The following is a 15,490-nucleotide window of genomic DNA, read 5'->3' on the forward strand; positions in this document are numbered from 1 at the left end:
GCGCTTGGCAAGGAGGACTACTACGGGTTCGAACTGCATATCTGTAGTTTCCACTCACCCTTTGGGGGGTGTCAAACGGGCAGGTCTCGCGTCTCACTATGTGGACGCGTCGTCCAGTTAGTGGACACTAACTGGTTCGGTGTGCGGACCACTTCCACCCGGCCTTCGCCGAGACGTGCGTCGCCGAACCGTGCTTCGCCGAGCCGTAGGATACGGCGGGCCGGAACGCCGCCAATCCACCTCAGCTGACTTCTGGGCGGATTGCTATTGTCAGCGGTCGTCGGCGGTCAGCAGCCGATCCCGGCAGGGTTTTCCAGACACGTCTGCGCGACACTGTGCCGTTCGCTACGCCAAATACTCATCACATGCGGCTCCGAGGAAACCCTGGCCAACCCCGCGACCGGCAACCACGACCCACCATCGACCGAATAATCCCCAGCGAACAAAGTATCCAACCCCACCGGATAATCCCCCGTCTCCACATACACATGACTCGTCGACGTCTGAACGTTGAACCCATCACCAGGAAGAGCCGACCCCGGATCAGTAGTCACCAGATCCGACCCATCACCATAAGACCACTCATACGACACCGGCCACGCCCTCAACCGGATCTGCGCGTCCCGAAACACAAACGTGAACTCCTGCTCCCCCGCCACCGCATACACATTGCTGTGAGCATTACGCACCCCGAAATGATCCGGCTGCGAAAACACCCCAGCAGCAACAATCGGCTGACTCTCAAACTCAACCAACGAAATCACCACCGGAGCCACCACCAACGCCCCAACCGTCGGAGCCACCAAAGGCTCATCAGGATACAAACACCCACTCCGGCCCGTCGCCGTCCGAGTCGGCGGACTCGCATTCCGATTCACCTCAATCCACTGCACCAACACCCCACCCCCACGCGCAGCACACTGAGCATTCAACTCCACGCAATACGCCGGATCCATAAAATCCTGCAACCCCGCCGTACACACCCGCTCATACGTATAATCAACCCCATCATCCGACGGCAGAACAGCGGGCTCAACCGAGCCGAGGGGCGAACCGCTCTTCGCGGCCTCTCGACCGTCTGCACCCGACTTTGTCACTCCAGAAGCCGCAAACGAATTCTCATCGACCTGGACACCATATTCAGATTCGTCTTCCGCGCTAAACGCGGGAAACGCCAATGTTCCGCCAACCAGGATCAATACCAACAGGCTGGCGGCCAAAACCCGGCTTGACGAGCAGCTCATTTAGGTTCCCTCGGGCTTTCCATAGTCAAGCATCAACCAGCGATCACTCTCGTGAAGAGCAATCACCACGTCGAACACCGGCTCTGTCATGGGATCACGGCTCAATTCACTTCCGTCGGAATCGAAGTAGGTGACTTCACTTTGTCGCTTCTGCACAAACGAGCTAATCGACCCCGACGTGTTAAGCGCGAACTCGCTGGAGAAGCTCATCACGTCAATCTCCGCACCTTTGAGCCAGCTACCATCGCCGTAGACTCGCTGCACTTCTCCCTTTATCGCCATACAAGTTTCGCATCCAGAATCGGTCACTGCTTCGAGTGGTGCCCAATCATTCGTGGCGTACGCATAGTTGAGAAGGTCGAACCAGTACTCGGTAAACGCTTCCAATCCTTCAACAGTGTTTTTATCCGCCAGGGCAGGTTTCTCCGGTAAGGGGATGTTCGCGGCGGGGCCGTCTGATGAAGCAGCCGTCGGCTCAGGCGTCGCGGGCCCAGACGTCGCGGGCTCAGACGGTGTGGGGGTGCCCGCGGGGACCGAGGACGTGGCAGCCGGCGTCGACGTCCCGGGACTCGGCGGGCCAGGAGGCCCGGCATCACCGTCACAACCGGCAACAAGAAGGCCGAAAACAATGGCCAACGCGGCGGTCGAACTCCGCGAACGATACGTGCTGCGAGGCTGTGGCATGATGACTCCCTGGAACAACGGGGCAAGTCGAAGCAATCGAAAACACCAGAATAACCGAATCCAAAGTTTTGCAACCAGTTATCCACAACCCAATATTGATCACTTTGATCCCGCAGGACCCTGCCGGATCCTAGACCCGGCTACCGCCACCCACCTCACACCCTCACACCCCGCCACGGCCCCCGAAAGGGTGGAAAAGTGGGAATAGGCTGGTTCAACGGTCACGAACCCGCCCTACCTCACCGTTCAGCCGCAGACACGAACGATCAGGGCCATCAAGAAGCACTTCATCCTAGAACGGTGGTGGGGTTTCTGGTCGCGGTGGTGGTGGTGTGGGTGGTGGGTTGGGTTTGGTGGTGTAGGTTTCCCCGGCGGGGGAGATCGCGATGATCGTCCCTGGTTCGGGTTGGGTGTACTGCCAGAAACCCTCCGTTTTGAACATGTGGTGACGTTTACAGAGCGCTGCCAGATTTGAGTAACTGGTCCTCCCGCCCCGGGACCAGGGGATCGTGTGGTCGAGTTCGCAGAACACCGCCAACCGGTTACACCCCGGATGCCGGCACGTCCCGTCTCTGACTCTCACAGCATCTTGGAGGTCTTTGGGCACCCGGTACGTGGTCGCATCAGCACCCAACCTGGCCCCCGTGAAGGGGTGGGTGAGGATCCTCGTAAACGACGGCGCGTGCCCGGCGAGCCTGCGGGCAGTGTCCGGGTCGATTGGCCCGTACCCTTCCAACTCACCCGGCGCATCCCCACCCATGAGGGTCAACACCGGGACCGTCACGAAAACCTTCGCCTGCACACCCCAAAACGAGTCGCTGTCCCGCGACTGGTTGCCCTCCCCGGACTGGTTGCCTTCACCGGGTGCTTCGGCCTGTGACCCGGCCCGTGAGCCGGTAAGAGAATCACCGGTAGCCCTCTCAGGGTTGGTCTCACCAACGGATCCCGGGCCGGCGCCGGTAAGGACATCCACGAGGACATCGGCGCGTAACTGGGTCAACGTGCGGGGTTCGTCGGGGCCCTGCAAATTCCGGGCAGCAGTGTCCACCCGGTGGTAGATTCCCGCGGCATCCTCGACGGGCAAATACGCTGCGAGCCAGGCCATCCCGTCATAGGCCGGGTTGAGGAGAACTCCGCGTTCCCTGACCGCTTTCTGGTGCCGGGTGCTAATCGATTCGGGGTGCAGCGCCTCCCGTAACCGCCCGGCCTGACGGCAGAACTTCGTCACCGTGGTCCGGCCCGCCAGCGTGATAAGTCTGCTCTCGTAGTCGGCGGCAAACTCGTCGGTCGCGGTGCGGGGCTTACTGCTGGTCTCCTCGGCGACCGCCCACGCATGCCGGCGCGAGAGCCTGCCATCCTCCAACGCGTTCAACGTCGCTGGGCAATGCCGGGTAAGCAGCACACTATGGTCGACTAAGAACCCAGCGGTCCGCTCCGGTAAGTGCAGGGCGGCGCCAATCTCACTCGCGGCGAGGGTTTGTTCGAAACCCCATTCTCCGCGACCAGCACGGCTCCGCTCGGCCTGAAGATCCAGGACCCGGGTGGCGAGCTTCGCTTCCTGCGCATCCAACCAGGACCTCGCCTCACCGACGTCCTTCAACGCATCCAGTGCCTGATTAGAGTCCAGGCCAGCGACCGCGACCAACCCGAGCCGACCCGTCAACGCCGGCGGGCCATCACTGGAACGCACCCGCACATCCGGATCAGACCCCACCCGGAAGAAATTCAGAAAGTCAGTCTGAGAATCAGTGAGATCCCTTTTCGGCCGGGGCTCCGGCGCCTTCATCACAGGTGCCGTCCACACGGCGGCCACACTCAACGGACCACCCAGACCATACCCACCCAGACCCCCACCCGAAGCCCCACCGAAAGCCCCCGCGGGACCGCCCGTGGAAGCCCCCGCGGACATATCCGCGGGCCCACCCGTGGAGCCGGAATCCGGACCGGACCCGGGACGGAACCCCGATCCGGTAGCAGAAGCTCTACTGCTTTTCATACCCCCATTCCATCACCCGCCACCGACATTATTAGGGCCCAACCCAGGTACACAGAAAAACTTTCTGAAGTATTTTCCAGACCAAAAAACCGGCCACCGAAGGACCCAAATGCACTCCCGCCGCTCGGACCTTGAGGCAGGCTACTAGGTCTGCCTCACGTGGGGACTCGGCTATTTTTGGCGCTACCAAACCGGACTCAACCGCGACAGATCCGCCGCACAGACCCACCCGGCAAACGGCCCCAGGGCCCGCGGATTCCATCCGGTCGAGGGCCGGAATCCGCGACCGGTCAGGTTCAACACGATTCAGCGGCAAGGGTCGAGCCTGTCGCACTCGCAGCGCGACGCCGCACTCGCAGCGCAACAGCAACCCCGCAGCGCGACAGCAACACCGCGGCGCAACAGGCGCGGCGGGCCCCCGGGCTAGCCGCAGTAGGCGCCCTCGGATGCCGAGTGCACCAGCTTCGCGTACTTGGCCAGCACACCCTTGGTGTAGATCGCCGGCAGCGGCTCCCAGCCCACCTTCCGGCTCTCCAGTTCGGCTTCGTCCACCAGCAGGTCAAAGGTCTTGTTCGGGATGTCGACGCGGATCCGGTCGCCATCCTTCACAAAGGCGATGGGCCCGCCGTCGACGGCTTCCGGCGCGACATGTCCAATGCACAGCCCGGTGGTGCCGCCGGAGAACCGGCCGTCGGTCAGCAGCAGCACATCCCTGCCCAGACCTGCGCCCTTTATTGCACCTGTGATCGCCAGCATTTCCCGCATCCCCGGACCGCCCTTGGGGCCCTCGTAGCGGATCACGACGACGTCGCCAGCCTTCACTTCGCCGTCGGCAAGCGCCTTCAACGCGCCCTGCTCCCGCTCGAACACGCGGGCCGTTCCTTCGAAGACCTCGGCGTCGAATCCCGCGGTCTTGACGACCGCACCGTCCGGGGCGAGCGACCCCTTCACGATCGTGATCCCGCCACTGGCGTGGATCGGGTTGTCGAGCGCGCGGAGGATCTTGCCGTCGAGGTCGGGCGGATTGATGGCCGCCAGGTTCTCGGCGAGGGTCTTCCCGGTCACGGTCATGACGTCGCCGTGCAACAGCCCGGCGTCGAGCAGCGCACGCATGATGACCGGGACGCCTCCCACCTTGTCAACGTCGGTCATCACGTAGCGGCCGAACGGCTTCAGGTCGCCGAGGTGAGGAATCCGGTCTCCGATCCGGTTGAAGTCGTCAAGGGTGAGCTCGACCTCGGCTTCGCGGGCAATCGCCAGCAGGTGCAGCACGGCGTTGGTCGACCCGCCGAAGGCCATGGTGACGGCAATGGCGTTCTCGAACGCCTTGCGGGTCATGATGTCGCGGGCGGTGATCCCGAGGCGCAGCAGGTTGACCACTGCCTGCCCCGATTTGCGGGCAAACTCATCCCGACGCCGGTCGGCCGACGGCGGCGCCGCCGAGCCCGGAAGCGACATGCCCAACGCCTCACCGATGCACGCCATGGTGTTGGCGGTGTACATGCCACCGCAGGCGCCTTCACCGGGACAGACTGCCTTTTCGATGCGGGTGAGATCCTCTTCGCTCATCTTGCCGGCGGCGCAGGCGCCCACGGCTTCGAAAGCGTCGATGAGGGTGACTTCCCGCTCGGTGCCGTCTTCGAGCTTCACCCAGCCCGGCATGATCGACCCACCGTACAAAAAGACGCTTGCCAGGTTGAGCCGGGCCGCGGCCATCAGCATCCCCGGCAGCGACTTGTCGCAGCCCGCCAGCAGCACCGACCCGTCGATCCGCTCGGCCTCCATGACGGTCTCCACCGAATCGGCGATCACTTCACGCGACACCAGCGAGAAATGCATACCGGAATGGCCCATCGAAATGCCGTCGGAAACGGAGATGGTCCCGAACTGCATCGGGAACCCGCCAGCAGCATGCACGCCTTCCTTGGCGCTCTGAGCCAGCCGGTTCAAGGACAGGTTGCACGGCGTGATTTCGTTCCACGAGCTCGCGACGCCGACCTGCGGCTTGGCGAAATCGTCATCGCCCATCCCGATCGCCCGGAGCATTCCGCGGGCCGGAGCCCGTTCAAATCCATCGGTGACGGCCCGGCTTCGCGGCTTGATATCTGGGGTATTTTCCACGCTCATGGGTCAAAGTCTAGGCGTATGCGCTTTCACTTCAATTCCATATGACCGGCCTGTTACGGGATCGGCGGGCGGCTGCGCACGGTTCCTGCCCGACGTCGGCCGCTCCCCGGTTATGCGGTCGCCGGCCCCGCGGGGACTCGCCACCCTCATGCTGGACCATCAAGCTGGGATCCGTGGCACGTAAACTTGGCACTATGTCGACGCCTCCATCGGACCCTGCCCTCCCGCAACCGCCCGACCGGACCCCCGATAGCGACCAGCTCAAGGACAGCCTGCGGAAGATTTTTGACTCGCAGATCCCCAACTATGGCGACTACAACCTGGTCTTCGCGGCCAACGAACGCTATCACCACCGGGATCCCGACGGCGCCCGTGTGGTCACCCCGAAATATTACGTGGTGGGCTACCGGTGGAAGCCGACCGAGATCATGATTGCTCCCGTCGATGCACAGACGCTGGCCAGCGCGGGGGTACCGGTCGAGATCAACATGACCAACCTGTCGCATGCCCGCCGCCTCGCCGGCGGTCACTTCGAGGTCGGCACCAGTACGGGGCGGACCTTCAGGTTCGGCGTCCACCCTGAGGCCCGATTCAGCTCGGGCCCACACTCCCGCCTCATGATCGATCAACGGGACGACCACGAGGACTTCAGCGCGTTCATGACCACATTCATCGCGATGGGCTGATGATTGCCAGCAAGATCAGCTGTACAGCGACCCCCGCTGTACCAGGTTTTCCGGTTCCTTGCCGGTGGCAAAGCAGTCCAGTTGGTGCTTCAGCAGTTTGATCATGCGTGGCCAGAAGGCCCCGGTGTTACCTCCGCTATGCGGTGTGATTAAAGCCCCACTAGCTAACCACAGCGGGTGCCCCTCCGGAACAGGTTCCGGATCGAAGACGTCAACGGCCGCCGAGAGCCGACCGGAGACCACCTCCGCTGTCAAAGCCTCACTATCGACCACTGCGCCGCGGGCAACGTTGACCACCAGTGCGCCGTCGGGCATCGCCGCCAGCACCTCGGCGTTGATCAGGCCACGGGTGGAATCGCTCAGCGGGGTGATGACAATCAGCACCTCAGCCTGTTCGGCGAGCGCCACGAGTTCATCGGTGCCGTGAACGTGCCCCCGCTCGTCGTCGCGGGCAGAACGGCCCACCCGGGTAAGTTCCACCTCGAAGGGGTCGAGACGGCGAGCAATCTCGACGCCGATTCCTCCCACCCCGACGAGCAGCACCCTCCGATCGGCGAGCCCCGGGTAGCGCGCGGGTTTCCACTGCCCGAGGGTCTGGTTGCGGACCGCGTCGTCGATGCCCCGGAGCGAGGCAATGGCCAGGCCGATCGCAAGCTCGGCGGTCGCCGCAGCGTGGACCCCCGCTGCACTGGCGACAGCGACGTCGTCGCCAACCAGTTCGGGGATGCCCTCGTAGCCGGTGGTCTGGGTCTGCACGAGCAGCAGGCTGGGTGCGCTCCGCACCGCGTGACCGAACTGATCGGGTGACGACATATACGGCAGAACCGCGGCGTCAATGTCAGCCAACTCCACCCCCACCGGCCCTTGGTCGAAGTCCCACACGACCAGCGAAATCCCCGCGGGACCTGGCCGCAGGGCATCGAGCATTTCCACGCTGGGCACCGACACGGTGGTGATCTTGTCCATTCGCCCCACCCTAGTCTCTCGCCGAATGAGCACCCGCCCGGCGGTGGACACCCGCGAAACGTGGCCGTAACGTCGAACGTGTCCGGGTTTTCCGCATCATGAGGAGGAGACGTGTCATGGATGCACTGCTCTGGGTGCTGCTGATCGTCGTCGTCGTTGGCGCCGTCTGGTGGTTCCGCTCCCGCGCACCTCTCGATTCCCGCAGCCAGGTCGCGGACGATGCTGGGCCGAGGTCGACTCCCGCGCTAGGGGAAGGCCCAGACCCGCGGGGTCGCCAAATCAAGGAGTGAGCCATCGTGCTGACAAACCGACATCTCTTCACATGCGTGCTGAGCGTCCCGCTGCTCGTGATGCTCGTGGGCGTCAGCGCGTGCACAGCCCTTGAGCCAGCACCGATCGTTGGCGGAGCCCCGACGTCGGCCACCCCGGCGGGGGAATCATCTTCCGCGAGCGGCCCGACGTCGGCCAGTCCGGCGCCGTCGACCACGTCCCCCTTGCCTGCCCTCTCCCCCGCAAAGACTGTCGCCGCAGATCTCAGTGTGCCCTGGGGGTTGGCTGCGCTGCCCGACGGGTCGCTGCTGGTCACTGAACGGGAATCCGGAGAGATCAAACGGATCGTGGACGGATCTACCACCACCATCGGCACCCTTGGCCGGGAGATTGCCGCGGCGGGCGAGGGCGGGCTACTCGGGCTGGCGATCGGACCAGACTTCGACACCGATCCGCGACTGTTCGTCTACTTCACCGGACCGGATGATAACCGGGTGGTCGGCGTCGCCTATGGCGAGGGCGGACTGGGTGAGCCCCAGGAGGTGTTGACCGGTCTTCCGAAGGCCAATATCCACAACGGCGGACGGATCAAGTTCGGCCCCGACGGATACTTGTATGTTGGCACCGGCGATGCCGGGCAGGACGCCTCGGCCCAGAACCCAGCAAGCCTGGGCGGAAAGATCCTTCGCATCACTGCCGACGGCAATCCAGCCCCCGGCAACCCGGTGGAGGGTTCACCGATCTACAGCCTCGGACACCGCAATGTGCAGGGCCTTGCCTGGGACTCCGCCGACCGGCTGTGGGCGAGCGAATTTGGCCCCGAGGTCGACGACGAGCTAAACCTCATTGAACCCGGTGGGAATTACGGCTGGCCCGCCGTGACGGGCGCTCCCGGGACTGACGGGTTCATCGACGCCCAGGTGGTCTGGCCGTCGACAGCTACCTCCTCCCCCAGCGGGATGGCGATCGTCGACGACGTTGCCTACATCGGTAGTCTGCGCGGCGAACGGCTCTGGCAGGTGCCGCTCGCGTCCGGAACGGCCGGAACGCCGGTCAACCATTTCGGCGGCGAGCATGGGCGATTGCGCGACGTGATCGAAGGCGCCGGTGGCACACTGTGGATTGCCACGAATGAGGGGGCCCAGTCCCGGGTGCTGTCGGTCGGCGTGGACTAACCACGGCGTGGAGAATCAATTTCGGGTTTCAGCCGATGTGCTGGTAGAGTTTCATGCTGTTGCGGTTGGCCCAATGGGCCCAATCAACACGCACCTCTAGCTCAATTGGCAGAGCATCTGACTCTTAATCAGAGGGTTTCGGGTTCAAGTCCCGAGGGGTGCACCCACTAGAAAGCCTCGCACCATCAGGTGAGGGGCTTTCTTCGTTCATCAGCCAATCTAGGGCTACGCCAGTAGCCATCGACCACGCGATTAGGGTAGCCCTCTTGACCGGTGCGCCCTGCTCATAGCGGCCTATCGTGCGCCCTGAGACGCCGAGAGCTTCGGCCAACTGGCCCTGCTCCATACCCGCGTGCTCCCTAGCCTTACGCAGCTTGTCGGTTAGGTCCCAGTCCGGCCTAGCGCCTATTGATCGTGTTGTCTGGATCGTCATACTGTCCAAGATACGACACCAACGGCCGCCACGCCAATAGTTTTGGCTTTTGACTTTTTGTCGCATAGACGACAAACTGACGCTCATGCAGCAATTAGGCTTGATTGACACCCGCGAAGCGGCCCGTAGGCTCTCAACGTCCCCCCGAACGGTTAATCGGATGGCGAACGACGGCAGACTGCCAGCCAAACGCCTTCCAGGCTATCGCGGCGACTTCCTGTTTGAGCCTGCCGCTGTTGACGCTCTTGCGGATTCTCGTAAGGCCGGCCCCGAGTGATCTCGCGTTCTTGGGCGAAGCGGCGCACGTTGCCTGTGATTACCGAAGCTGAAGTGCTTGCGTGGAGACGGACACGCGACGTGTATGTGAAATTCTGCGGGTTTGATTACGTAGCGACCGTTTCGCTCGATTCAGAGACGAATCAACTTGTCGCCTTGCGGAACAACCCCCAGGCTGGCGGGTTCCCAGCAGCATGGGACTACATCGAGCAAGCCCTTATTTCCGGTCAGGTGGATCTGTCTGCCAAATATCAGGTGCTATGTACTCCCAGCGCCCACGCCTGCGGAGGAACGTCTTACGTTTCAGCCCCGCCCGTATCGTGCTCACCTTCACCCCGGGACGAATCTGCCGAAGCAGCTCAGAATAGCCAGTTCCTTGCCAGCCAGCTTCACCAGGGTGAATTGGGATTTCCTGCCGATACTCATTCCAGCCACCATCCCGCCAGGACAGATAGCAAGTGAACCTCTCCGTCGTCGGCGCACCATTGACCTGTTCGGCCCCGCTCTCTAGCGAAGGTATCCGCATCGGTAGGCCTACCAGACGTTTCTCTTCCATCATCAGCAGCGCCACTCGCGTCGCCGCCTTCGGCCCGTTATTGACGATCTTCACCTCCTGCCGATCCTCGGAATACAGCAGAACCACATCGGCCCTATCTCTTCCATGCTCCCGCAACGCGCTCCACCCCGAAACGCCGAGTGCTATCACGGACACAACGAGCGCCAACGTACCTATTTCATCCATTCGGCTAATCGTAGGCGGTGTTGCCTGCCTGTAGACCGCGTGATGGCGTTTTCGTGAAGGTGCTCCCGCCAGAAACCAGAGCACACGGGCAGAAAACATTGGGTTGAACCGGACCCAGCCGTGACTTTTGATCCTGATCAGTGACAAAGCCATGTAACAGCTAGCCACGTCCCGAAAAAGGGCCGGGGCTATTGGTGTTAGCCGTATACCGTATTTGGCGCTGTTTGGACCGGTGGCGAACTGGGGAGAGGGACCACGCGGGAATACCTCGCGCTAGCGACCGTATGTATACACGAGATTGGAGAACCACCATGGGCGACTTGATCAAGCTACCCACCTACAAGCCACCACCAACCCGGCCGGCCTACGTCAAAACAGATCCACGACCACAACGCTGTATGGCCTGCGGTAAACAACATGAAGGCCGCCGCCGAAGGTACTGCGATTCCTGCGTGAACGCCGGCCGTGATACCCCAATCATCAACTGCCGCATCGACGGCTGCCCACTGGTCGGTAAACGCCGCTGGCCCGGTCAGGACTACTTCTACTGCCCAGAGCATCGACGCCTTCAGCCCGGGTACAACGCACCACACCAGGACACCCTCCTATGAGCACCGCTGCCCTCGAAGTAGCTGAATCCCGACACCGAGAAGCCAAAGACGTGCTAGCGGCCTACCGGGAACAGCTACACAAGCGCCGACTCACCTTCTACCGCGCCGAAACCGGCGCAGACGTGGAAACCACCTACCGAGCAGTCCTCGAAGCCACCGCACAGGTAGAAGCCGCCAAACGCCGGGCAGGCGAAGCAGCAGACATTCTTGAAGACCTTTACAGCGAGCAAATGACAAGGAAAACACGACGTGAAGCTTGATTGGGCACCGAAGCACGACCAGCGCAGCCGGGACTACCCAGTGCGCGAAATCCTCGGCCGTGAAGGGCTAGGCCAACCGCAAAGCTTCTGGCCGAACGGCCCAGTGATGCATCAGGGGCCAGACGGTGCCTGTGTTGGGTATGCGTTCACTGCCGCGGTCGCCGCCGAACCTCTTCCACGCTTGGTGGAACATGAAGCCGAAGACCTCGCCGACTTCGCCGAACGCGCGTTCACGCTCGCGAAGACGCTGGACGAGTTCCCCGGGGAGGACACCCCTGGCACCAGCGTTGTAGCCGGCGCGAAAGCCATGCAGATGCTCGGCTACATCAAGGGTTACCGCTGGGCATTCGGCCACGAAGACGTGATTGATGCCCTGTGCTACGCCGGCCCGGTAGTGCTCGGCCTGTACTGGACAACCGGCATGCAGAAACCAGTGAACGGGCTGATGAGCTTGGACGGTGAGAGGATCGGCGGTCACTGCGTCACCGCTGTCGCCTATGCATCCCGCTTGTCTGCCACGGACAGCCGGCCGGCCATCATGATCCAGAACAGCTGGGGAGCCAGCTGGGGAGCGTTCGGGCACGCTTGGTTGCTTGTCTCGGATCTAATCACCCTTCTGCAGCGGCAGGGCGAAGCATGCGTGATCATCAAGTGAACGACGCCCCTGCCTTGTGGACCCCTGAAGAGTTCGCCCGGTTCGCACGCTTGACCCTCACTCAGGTTGCCCACTTACGCCGCACAGGCAAAGGCCCGACGTTCACCAAGTTCGGCCGCGAAATCCGCTATGTACCCGGCAACGTGCGCCGCTGGATAGCCGAAAACGAACGCCAGACCAGCAAGGAAAGCTCATGATCGACGTACTCGCTGCCGTTCCCGCCCTAATTCTCGCCCCCATCTGGTTCTGGTTTGGCATGGTCTTCGAAGGCCGGCGAAACCGCCGCCGAGACGGTGCTCTGGCCGATTGTGTGGAGTGTGATTACAAGAGCATGCCGATGCCCCTCAGTATCACCATGCACGCCGCGAAAGACCACAAGGAAGCGACGAAGCATCTTGTTCTCGTCGTGAAGGCATGAGCCGCAGAGCTGGCCGGAAGTCCTCAGCACTCACCGCACAGGTGCTACAAACCTACGGGATACGGTGCTGGCTGAAGCTACCCGGTTGCACCCGCCGAGCAACCACCAAAGACCATGTTGTGCCCTACGCTCACGGCGGTACCGATGACGTAACCAACTTCAGGCCGGCCTGCCACTCATGCAACTCCCAACGCCAAGACAGGGTGATTAGCGGTGTCGGCGCAACCATCAAGATCGTGACCGGCCCACCCGCAGCGGGGAAGACCACTCACGTCGCCGAGCACGCAATAGCCGGCGATGTGATCATCGACCTCGACAAGATCGCCGCAGCGCTCATGCCATCACCGCCAAGCCCCGAACACGCCTACCCCGACTACGTTCGCCATATCGCCATTGGTGCCCGTAAAGCAGCGATAGACCGCGCCACCCGCCTATCCCGTCGCATTACCGTCTGGATCATCCACGCCATCCCCGACCCGCTAGAGGTAGCCCTGTACAAGTCGCTGCACTACGACGTCATCGAGATAGACCCAGGCCGACCCACGGTGGTGGAGCGCTGCCGCACAATGCGCCCCGATTACACGATGGCATCGGTAGACCGCTGGTACGCACTGAAGGCCGGCACCACCCACACCACCACCACTGCCTACGACACCACCACCGCAGCCCTCGAACACGCACCATCAAGAGATTGGTAGCCCAATGAAGAACCCCGCCGCTCACACCTTCTCAGACGGTGGAGTACTCATCACCCGCACGCACGATGTAGCGATAGCTCGGGACTATGCCAATCAAGCCGAGCATGATCAGATCTGTGGACCGAACGCTGGCCCACATGCAGACTGCACACGGTGCACTGATGAGCGTGAGTACTTGAACAACGAACCACAGTTGCAGGTAGGCAGGTTCAATCCAAGCAGCGACCCCGAATACTCATGGTGGTGGATGCAGCTTGATGATTCGAAGCTCGGAAGTCGCGGAGTGACGCGCGCAGTCGTCTGGTATGTCTGATGATTTGCGTTTTTCTGGTTCGGTTTTTCCAGCGGGGAGATCCACGTCTCCCCTCCTCTCCCCCAACCCCCCAAAATAAAAAAAGCGAGTAGGAAAATGACCCGAAACATGGCAATCGGACAGGAAACGCTAGACATTCCCTCGCGCGCGCCTATTTACGGGGAGAGCCAAATAGAAAAGTCCGTCCGTGAAAGCATTGAAGCTATTAAAGCCGACCGAGGAATACCTGCTTCTAAAATGTTCCTCGCACAAACGGCCTTGGAGCTTGCCCAAAGCATCGCCAAAGGCAACATGAAGGGCCGCGCCGTAGCGCAAGAGTCCGCGCAGCTCGTGGCAACTCTCGAAATCCTTGACCCGCCCGACACCGGCCCCGACGCCGGCGATATTCCCGCCGACCTAAGAGAGTTCCTAGATGCTTTCGAGTCTCGCCCAGCAATACCCCGGGCTAGTTGAACCGCGCTACTGTACGCCCCGCGACCTCAGCCGCGCGACCTACGGCGCTCACACGGCCGCAGCAGCGGCTGCACTCGGCCAACCGCTGATCCCCTGGCAACGCTACGTCGCCGATGTGGCTGGCGAGATAGACGAACGCGGCCAGTTCATCTACTCAAGGATTGTTGTGACCGTCCAGCGGCAGGCTGGAAAGACCACGCTCGACCTTGCCAACGATATCCAGAACTGTCTCATGGGAAAGCGCCGAGAGGTGTGGTACACGGCGCAAACCGGTCAACATGCGTCGGCGAAGTGGAAGCAAATGGCCGAACTATTCAAAGAATCTCCCCTCAAGCGACTGGGAAAAGCCCGATTCTCGAACGGCACCCAATCATTGACATTCTTGAATGGTTCGGCAATTCGCCCGCACCCCCCTACCGAAGATTCACTTCACTCGAAACAATCGGATAAAAACACGATTGACGAAGCGTGGTATTTCAGCGCAGCGAAGGCCGAAGCGTTGCTCGGCGCGATTGTCCCGACGACGACGACGCGCCGCAAGCTCACCGGTCAACGCCCACAGCTTTGGATCCTCTCAACCGAAGGAACAACGGAATCCGAGTACCTAAACGAACTGCTCGATAGCTTGCGCCTCGACATGCCTGCCGACACGGCGTTTTTTGACTTCGGGATCTCCCCCGACCTTGAGTTGCCAAACCTCGCCCGGGACGACGAAGTGTCCACCTTCCTCGATGCCGTGTACGCCGTTCACCCCGGCGCCGGGTTCCTACTCGAACGCGAAGACCTCGACTCATGGTTGGATTCCCTCGGCCTCTCCGAATTCTGTCGGGCCTACGGCAACCGCCGCACTGGTGCGACCGAACGTGTTATCAGCGAAGCCGACTGGCGCGCCGGCTCCACGGCCGTGAAGCTCGCCGGCCAGGTGTGTTTCGCCGCCGCGGTCGGTATGGACGATTCCGACACCACGATCACCGCCACAGGGATCGTGGACGGGTTCAAGATCACCGAAGTTATCGACCACCACGAAGGATCTTCATGGGCTCTGCCCCGCATGAAGGAGCTTTCAGCCAAGCACGGCGCACCATTCGCCATCGACGGCTACGGCCCGTCGGCCGACCTCGCCGACAGGGCTGAACGCGCCGGTATACCGCTCGTGCCAATCAAAACCGTCAACGTCGCCGCAGCCTGCCAAGCCGTCTACTCCGGTCTCGTGCGCAGGGGAGAGCCGGCGATCTGGCGCTACCGGCCCGACCCAGCATTGGACGCCGCCGCCGATATCGCGGTGAAACGGAGCGTGGGTGACGGCGCGTGGGTGTGGGGCCGGCGCGCCTCAAACGGATCTACCTCGGCGCTGGAAGCCGCCACGCTGGGCACCTACGGTATTGATCACATGCCCGAAGTCGCCGGCATCCAAATCTTCTAAGAGTGCTTGCGCTGAAATGCGCCCAAATCACATGAGACGCGCTGAGATGCGCTGAGACCG

18 protein-coding genes, 1 tRNA gene and 1 pseudogene are annotated in these 15,490 nt (G+C 62.2%); 12 read left to right on the plus strand and 8 right to left on the minus strand.

Features of this window, described 5'->3' with window-relative positions; all coding sequences use genetic code 11:
• Window positions 1-287: 287 nt before the first annotated feature.
• The 5 genes and pseudogenes from ACX80G_RS07390 to ilvD form a co-directional block, all read right to left on the minus strand.
• Window positions 288-1,244 carry a hypothetical protein gene (locus tag ACX80G_RS07390; RefSeq protein WP_459306864.1) on the minus strand — a complete coding sequence of 319 codons (957 nt, stop codon included), beginning with the start codon at window positions 1,242-1,244 and terminating at the stop codon, window positions 288-290.
• Window positions 1,245-1,928, minus strand: a complete 684-nt coding sequence (locus tag ACX80G_RS07395) for a DUF6318 family protein (protein WP_459306865.1) — start codon at window positions 1,926-1,928, stop codon at window positions 1,245-1,247.
• A gap of 292 nt (window positions 1,929-2,220) precedes the next feature.
• Window positions 2,221-3,618 (minus strand): HNH endonuclease, encoded by a 1,398-nt coding sequence (locus ACX80G_RS07400; protein ID WP_459306866.1) that lies wholly within the window; start codon window positions 3,616-3,618, stop codon window positions 2,221-2,223.
• 489 nt (window positions 3,619-4,107) lie between these two features.
• Window positions 4,108-4,221, minus strand: a pseudogene (locus tag ACX80G_RS07405) (ROK family protein); the annotation flags it as partial.
• A 126-nt stretch (window positions 4,222-4,347) separates the two neighbouring features.
• Complete coding sequence (gene ilvD, locus ACX80G_RS07410) at window positions 4,348-6,051, minus strand: dihydroxy-acid dehydratase (protein ID WP_459306867.1); 1,704 nt, start codon at window positions 6,049-6,051, stop codon at window positions 4,348-4,350.
• Window positions 6,052-6,245: 194 nt separating this feature from the next.
• Here ilvD and ACX80G_RS07415 point away from each other — a divergent pair, with 194 nt between their 5' ends.
• Window positions 6,246-6,737, plus strand: a complete 492-nt coding sequence (locus ACX80G_RS07415) for a hypothetical protein (protein WP_459306868.1) — start codon at window positions 6,246-6,248, stop codon at window positions 6,735-6,737.
• Between the two features lie 15 nt (window positions 6,738-6,752).
• Here the strand turns inward: ACX80G_RS07415 and ACX80G_RS07420 are convergent, their stop codons facing one another.
• Window positions 6,753-7,703, minus strand: coding sequence for a 2-hydroxyacid dehydrogenase (locus ACX80G_RS07420; protein WP_459306869.1), 951 nt, complete (start codon window positions 7,701-7,703; stop codon window positions 6,753-6,755).
• Between the two features lie 116 nt (window positions 7,704-7,819).
• Between ACX80G_RS07420 and ACX80G_RS07425 the strand changes: the two genes are divergently transcribed.
• The 3 genes from ACX80G_RS07425 (at window position 7,820) to ACX80G_RS07435 (ending at window position 9,311) form a co-directional block, all read left to right on the plus strand.
• The gene (locus ACX80G_RS07425; protein ID WP_459306871.1) at window positions 7,820-7,993 is read left to right on the plus strand and encodes a hypothetical protein; all 174 of its coding nucleotides are present in this window, start codon (window positions 7,820-7,822) and stop codon (window positions 7,991-7,993) included.
• 6 nt (window positions 7,994-7,999) lie between these two features.
• Window positions 8,000-9,148 (plus strand): PQQ-dependent sugar dehydrogenase, encoded by a 1,149-nt coding sequence (locus tag ACX80G_RS07430; RefSeq protein WP_459306873.1) that lies wholly within the window; start codon window positions 8,000-8,002, stop codon window positions 9,146-9,148.
• A gap of 90 nt (window positions 9,149-9,238) precedes the next feature.
• Window positions 9,239-9,311, plus strand: a tRNA-Lys gene (locus tag ACX80G_RS07435).
• Here the strand turns inward: ACX80G_RS07435 and ACX80G_RS07440 are convergent.
• The gene (locus tag ACX80G_RS07440; protein ID WP_459307028.1) at window positions 9,273-9,668 is read right to left on the minus strand and encodes a helix-turn-helix domain-containing protein; all 396 of its coding nucleotides are present in this window, start codon (window positions 9,666-9,668) and stop codon (window positions 9,273-9,275) included. The two genes, ACX80G_RS07435 and ACX80G_RS07440, sit on opposite strands and share 39 nt — an antisense overlap.
• Between ACX80G_RS07440 and ACX80G_RS07445 the strand changes: the two genes are divergently transcribed.
• On the plus strand, window positions 9,667-9,858 hold the full coding sequence (locus tag ACX80G_RS07445) for a helix-turn-helix domain-containing protein (protein ID WP_459306875.1): 192 nt from the start codon (window positions 9,667-9,669) through the stop codon (window positions 9,856-9,858). The two genes, ACX80G_RS07440 and ACX80G_RS07445, sit on opposite strands and share 2 nt — an antisense overlap.
• Window positions 9,859-10,074: 216 nt before the next feature.
• Here the strand turns inward: ACX80G_RS07445 and ACX80G_RS07450 are convergent, their stop codons facing one another.
• Window positions 10,075-10,599 carry a hypothetical protein gene (locus ACX80G_RS07450; protein WP_459306877.1) on the minus strand — a complete coding sequence of 175 codons (525 nt, stop codon included), beginning with the start codon at window positions 10,597-10,599 and terminating at the stop codon, window positions 10,075-10,077.
• 607 nt (window positions 10,600-11,206) lie between these two features.
• Between ACX80G_RS07450 and ACX80G_RS07455 the strand changes: the two genes are divergently transcribed.
• The 7 genes from ACX80G_RS07455 (at window position 11,207) to ACX80G_RS07485 (ending at window position 15,430) form a co-directional block, all read left to right on the plus strand.
• On the plus strand, window positions 11,207-11,470 hold the full coding sequence (locus tag ACX80G_RS07455) for a hypothetical protein (RefSeq protein ID WP_459306878.1): 264 nt from the start codon (window positions 11,207-11,209) through the stop codon (window positions 11,468-11,470).
• Window positions 11,460-12,125 (plus strand): hypothetical protein, encoded by a 666-nt coding sequence (locus ACX80G_RS07460; protein ID WP_459306879.1) that lies wholly within the window; start codon window positions 11,460-11,462, stop codon window positions 12,123-12,125. The genes ACX80G_RS07455 and ACX80G_RS07460 overlap by 11 nt, the downstream gene beginning before the upstream one ends.
• On the plus strand, window positions 12,107-12,322 hold the full coding sequence (locus tag ACX80G_RS07465) for a hypothetical protein (RefSeq protein ID WP_459306880.1): 216 nt from the start codon (window positions 12,107-12,109) through the stop codon (window positions 12,320-12,322). Before ACX80G_RS07460 ends, ACX80G_RS07465 begins: the two co-directional genes overlap by 19 nt.
• Window positions 12,319-12,543: a hypothetical protein gene (locus ACX80G_RS07470; protein WP_459306881.1), complete on the plus strand. Its 225-nt coding sequence runs from the start codon at window positions 12,319-12,321 to the stop codon at window positions 12,541-12,543. The genes ACX80G_RS07465 and ACX80G_RS07470 overlap by 4 nt, the downstream gene beginning before the upstream one ends.
• On the plus strand, window positions 12,540-13,241 hold the full coding sequence (locus tag ACX80G_RS07475) for an HNH endonuclease (protein WP_459306882.1): 702 nt from the start codon (window positions 12,540-12,542) through the stop codon (window positions 13,239-13,241). Before ACX80G_RS07470 ends, ACX80G_RS07475 begins: the two co-directional genes overlap by 4 nt.
• A gap of 550 nt (window positions 13,242-13,791) precedes the next feature.
• Complete coding sequence (locus ACX80G_RS07480; RefSeq protein ID WP_459306883.1) at window positions 13,792-14,007, plus strand: hypothetical protein; 216 nt, start codon at window positions 13,792-13,794, stop codon at window positions 14,005-14,007.
• 166 nt (window positions 14,008-14,173) lie between these two features.
• Window positions 14,174-15,430 (plus strand): hypothetical protein, encoded by a 1,257-nt coding sequence (locus ACX80G_RS07485; RefSeq protein WP_459306884.1) that lies wholly within the window; start codon window positions 14,174-14,176, stop codon window positions 15,428-15,430.
• Window positions 15,431-15,490 lie beyond the last annotated feature (60 nt).

Source organism: Arthrobacter glycogeni (assembly GCF_054510815.1).

What these genes read in the sequence shown, in the direction of transcription:
- ACX80G_RS07390 (WP_459306864.1), bottom strand. Translation starts at nt 1,244, where the DNA reads ATGAGCTGCTCGTCAAGCCGGGTTTTGGCCGCCAGCCTGTTGGTATTG.
- ACX80G_RS07395 (WP_459306865.1), bottom strand. Translation starts at nt 1,928, where the DNA reads ATGCCACAGCCTCGCAGCACGTATCGTTCGCGGAGTTCGACCGCCGCG.
- ilvD (WP_459306867.1), bottom strand. Translation starts at nt 6,051, where the DNA reads ATGAGCGTGGAAAATACCCCAGATATCAAGCCGCGAAGCCGGGCCGTC.
- ACX80G_RS07415 (WP_459306868.1), top strand. Translation starts at nt 6,246, where the DNA reads ATGTCGACGCCTCCATCGGACCCTGCCCTCCCGCAACCGCCCGACCGG.
- ACX80G_RS07420 (WP_459306869.1), bottom strand. Translation starts at nt 7,703, where the DNA reads ATGGACAAGATCACCACCGTGTCGGTGCCCAGCGTGGAAATGCTCGAT.
- ACX80G_RS07425 (WP_459306871.1), top strand. Translation starts at nt 7,820, where the DNA reads ATGGATGCACTGCTCTGGGTGCTGCTGATCGTCGTCGTCGTTGGCGCC.
- ACX80G_RS07445 (WP_459306875.1), top strand. Translation starts at nt 9,667, where the DNA reads ATGCAGCAATTAGGCTTGATTGACACCCGCGAAGCGGCCCGTAGGCTC.
- ACX80G_RS07440 (WP_459307028.1), bottom strand. Translation starts at nt 9,668, where the DNA reads ATGAGCGTCAGTTTGTCGTCTATGCGACAAAAAGTCAAAAGCCAAAAC.
- ACX80G_RS07450 (WP_459306877.1), bottom strand. Translation starts at nt 10,599, where the DNA reads ATGGATGAAATAGGTACGTTGGCGCTCGTTGTGTCCGTGATAGCACTC.
- ACX80G_RS07455 (WP_459306878.1), top strand. Translation starts at nt 11,207, where the DNA reads ATGAGCACCGCTGCCCTCGAAGTAGCTGAATCCCGACACCGAGAAGCC.
- ACX80G_RS07465 (WP_459306880.1), top strand. Translation starts at nt 12,107, where the DNA reads ATGCGTGATCATCAAGTGAACGACGCCCCTGCCTTGTGGACCCCTGAA.
- ACX80G_RS07470 (WP_459306881.1), top strand. Translation starts at nt 12,319, where the DNA reads ATGATCGACGTACTCGCTGCCGTTCCCGCCCTAATTCTCGCCCCCATC.
- ACX80G_RS07475 (WP_459306882.1), top strand. Translation starts at nt 12,540, where the DNA reads ATGAGCCGCAGAGCTGGCCGGAAGTCCTCAGCACTCACCGCACAGGTG.
- ACX80G_RS07480 (WP_459306883.1), top strand. Translation starts at nt 13,792, where the DNA reads ATGTTCCTCGCACAAACGGCCTTGGAGCTTGCCCAAAGCATCGCCAAA.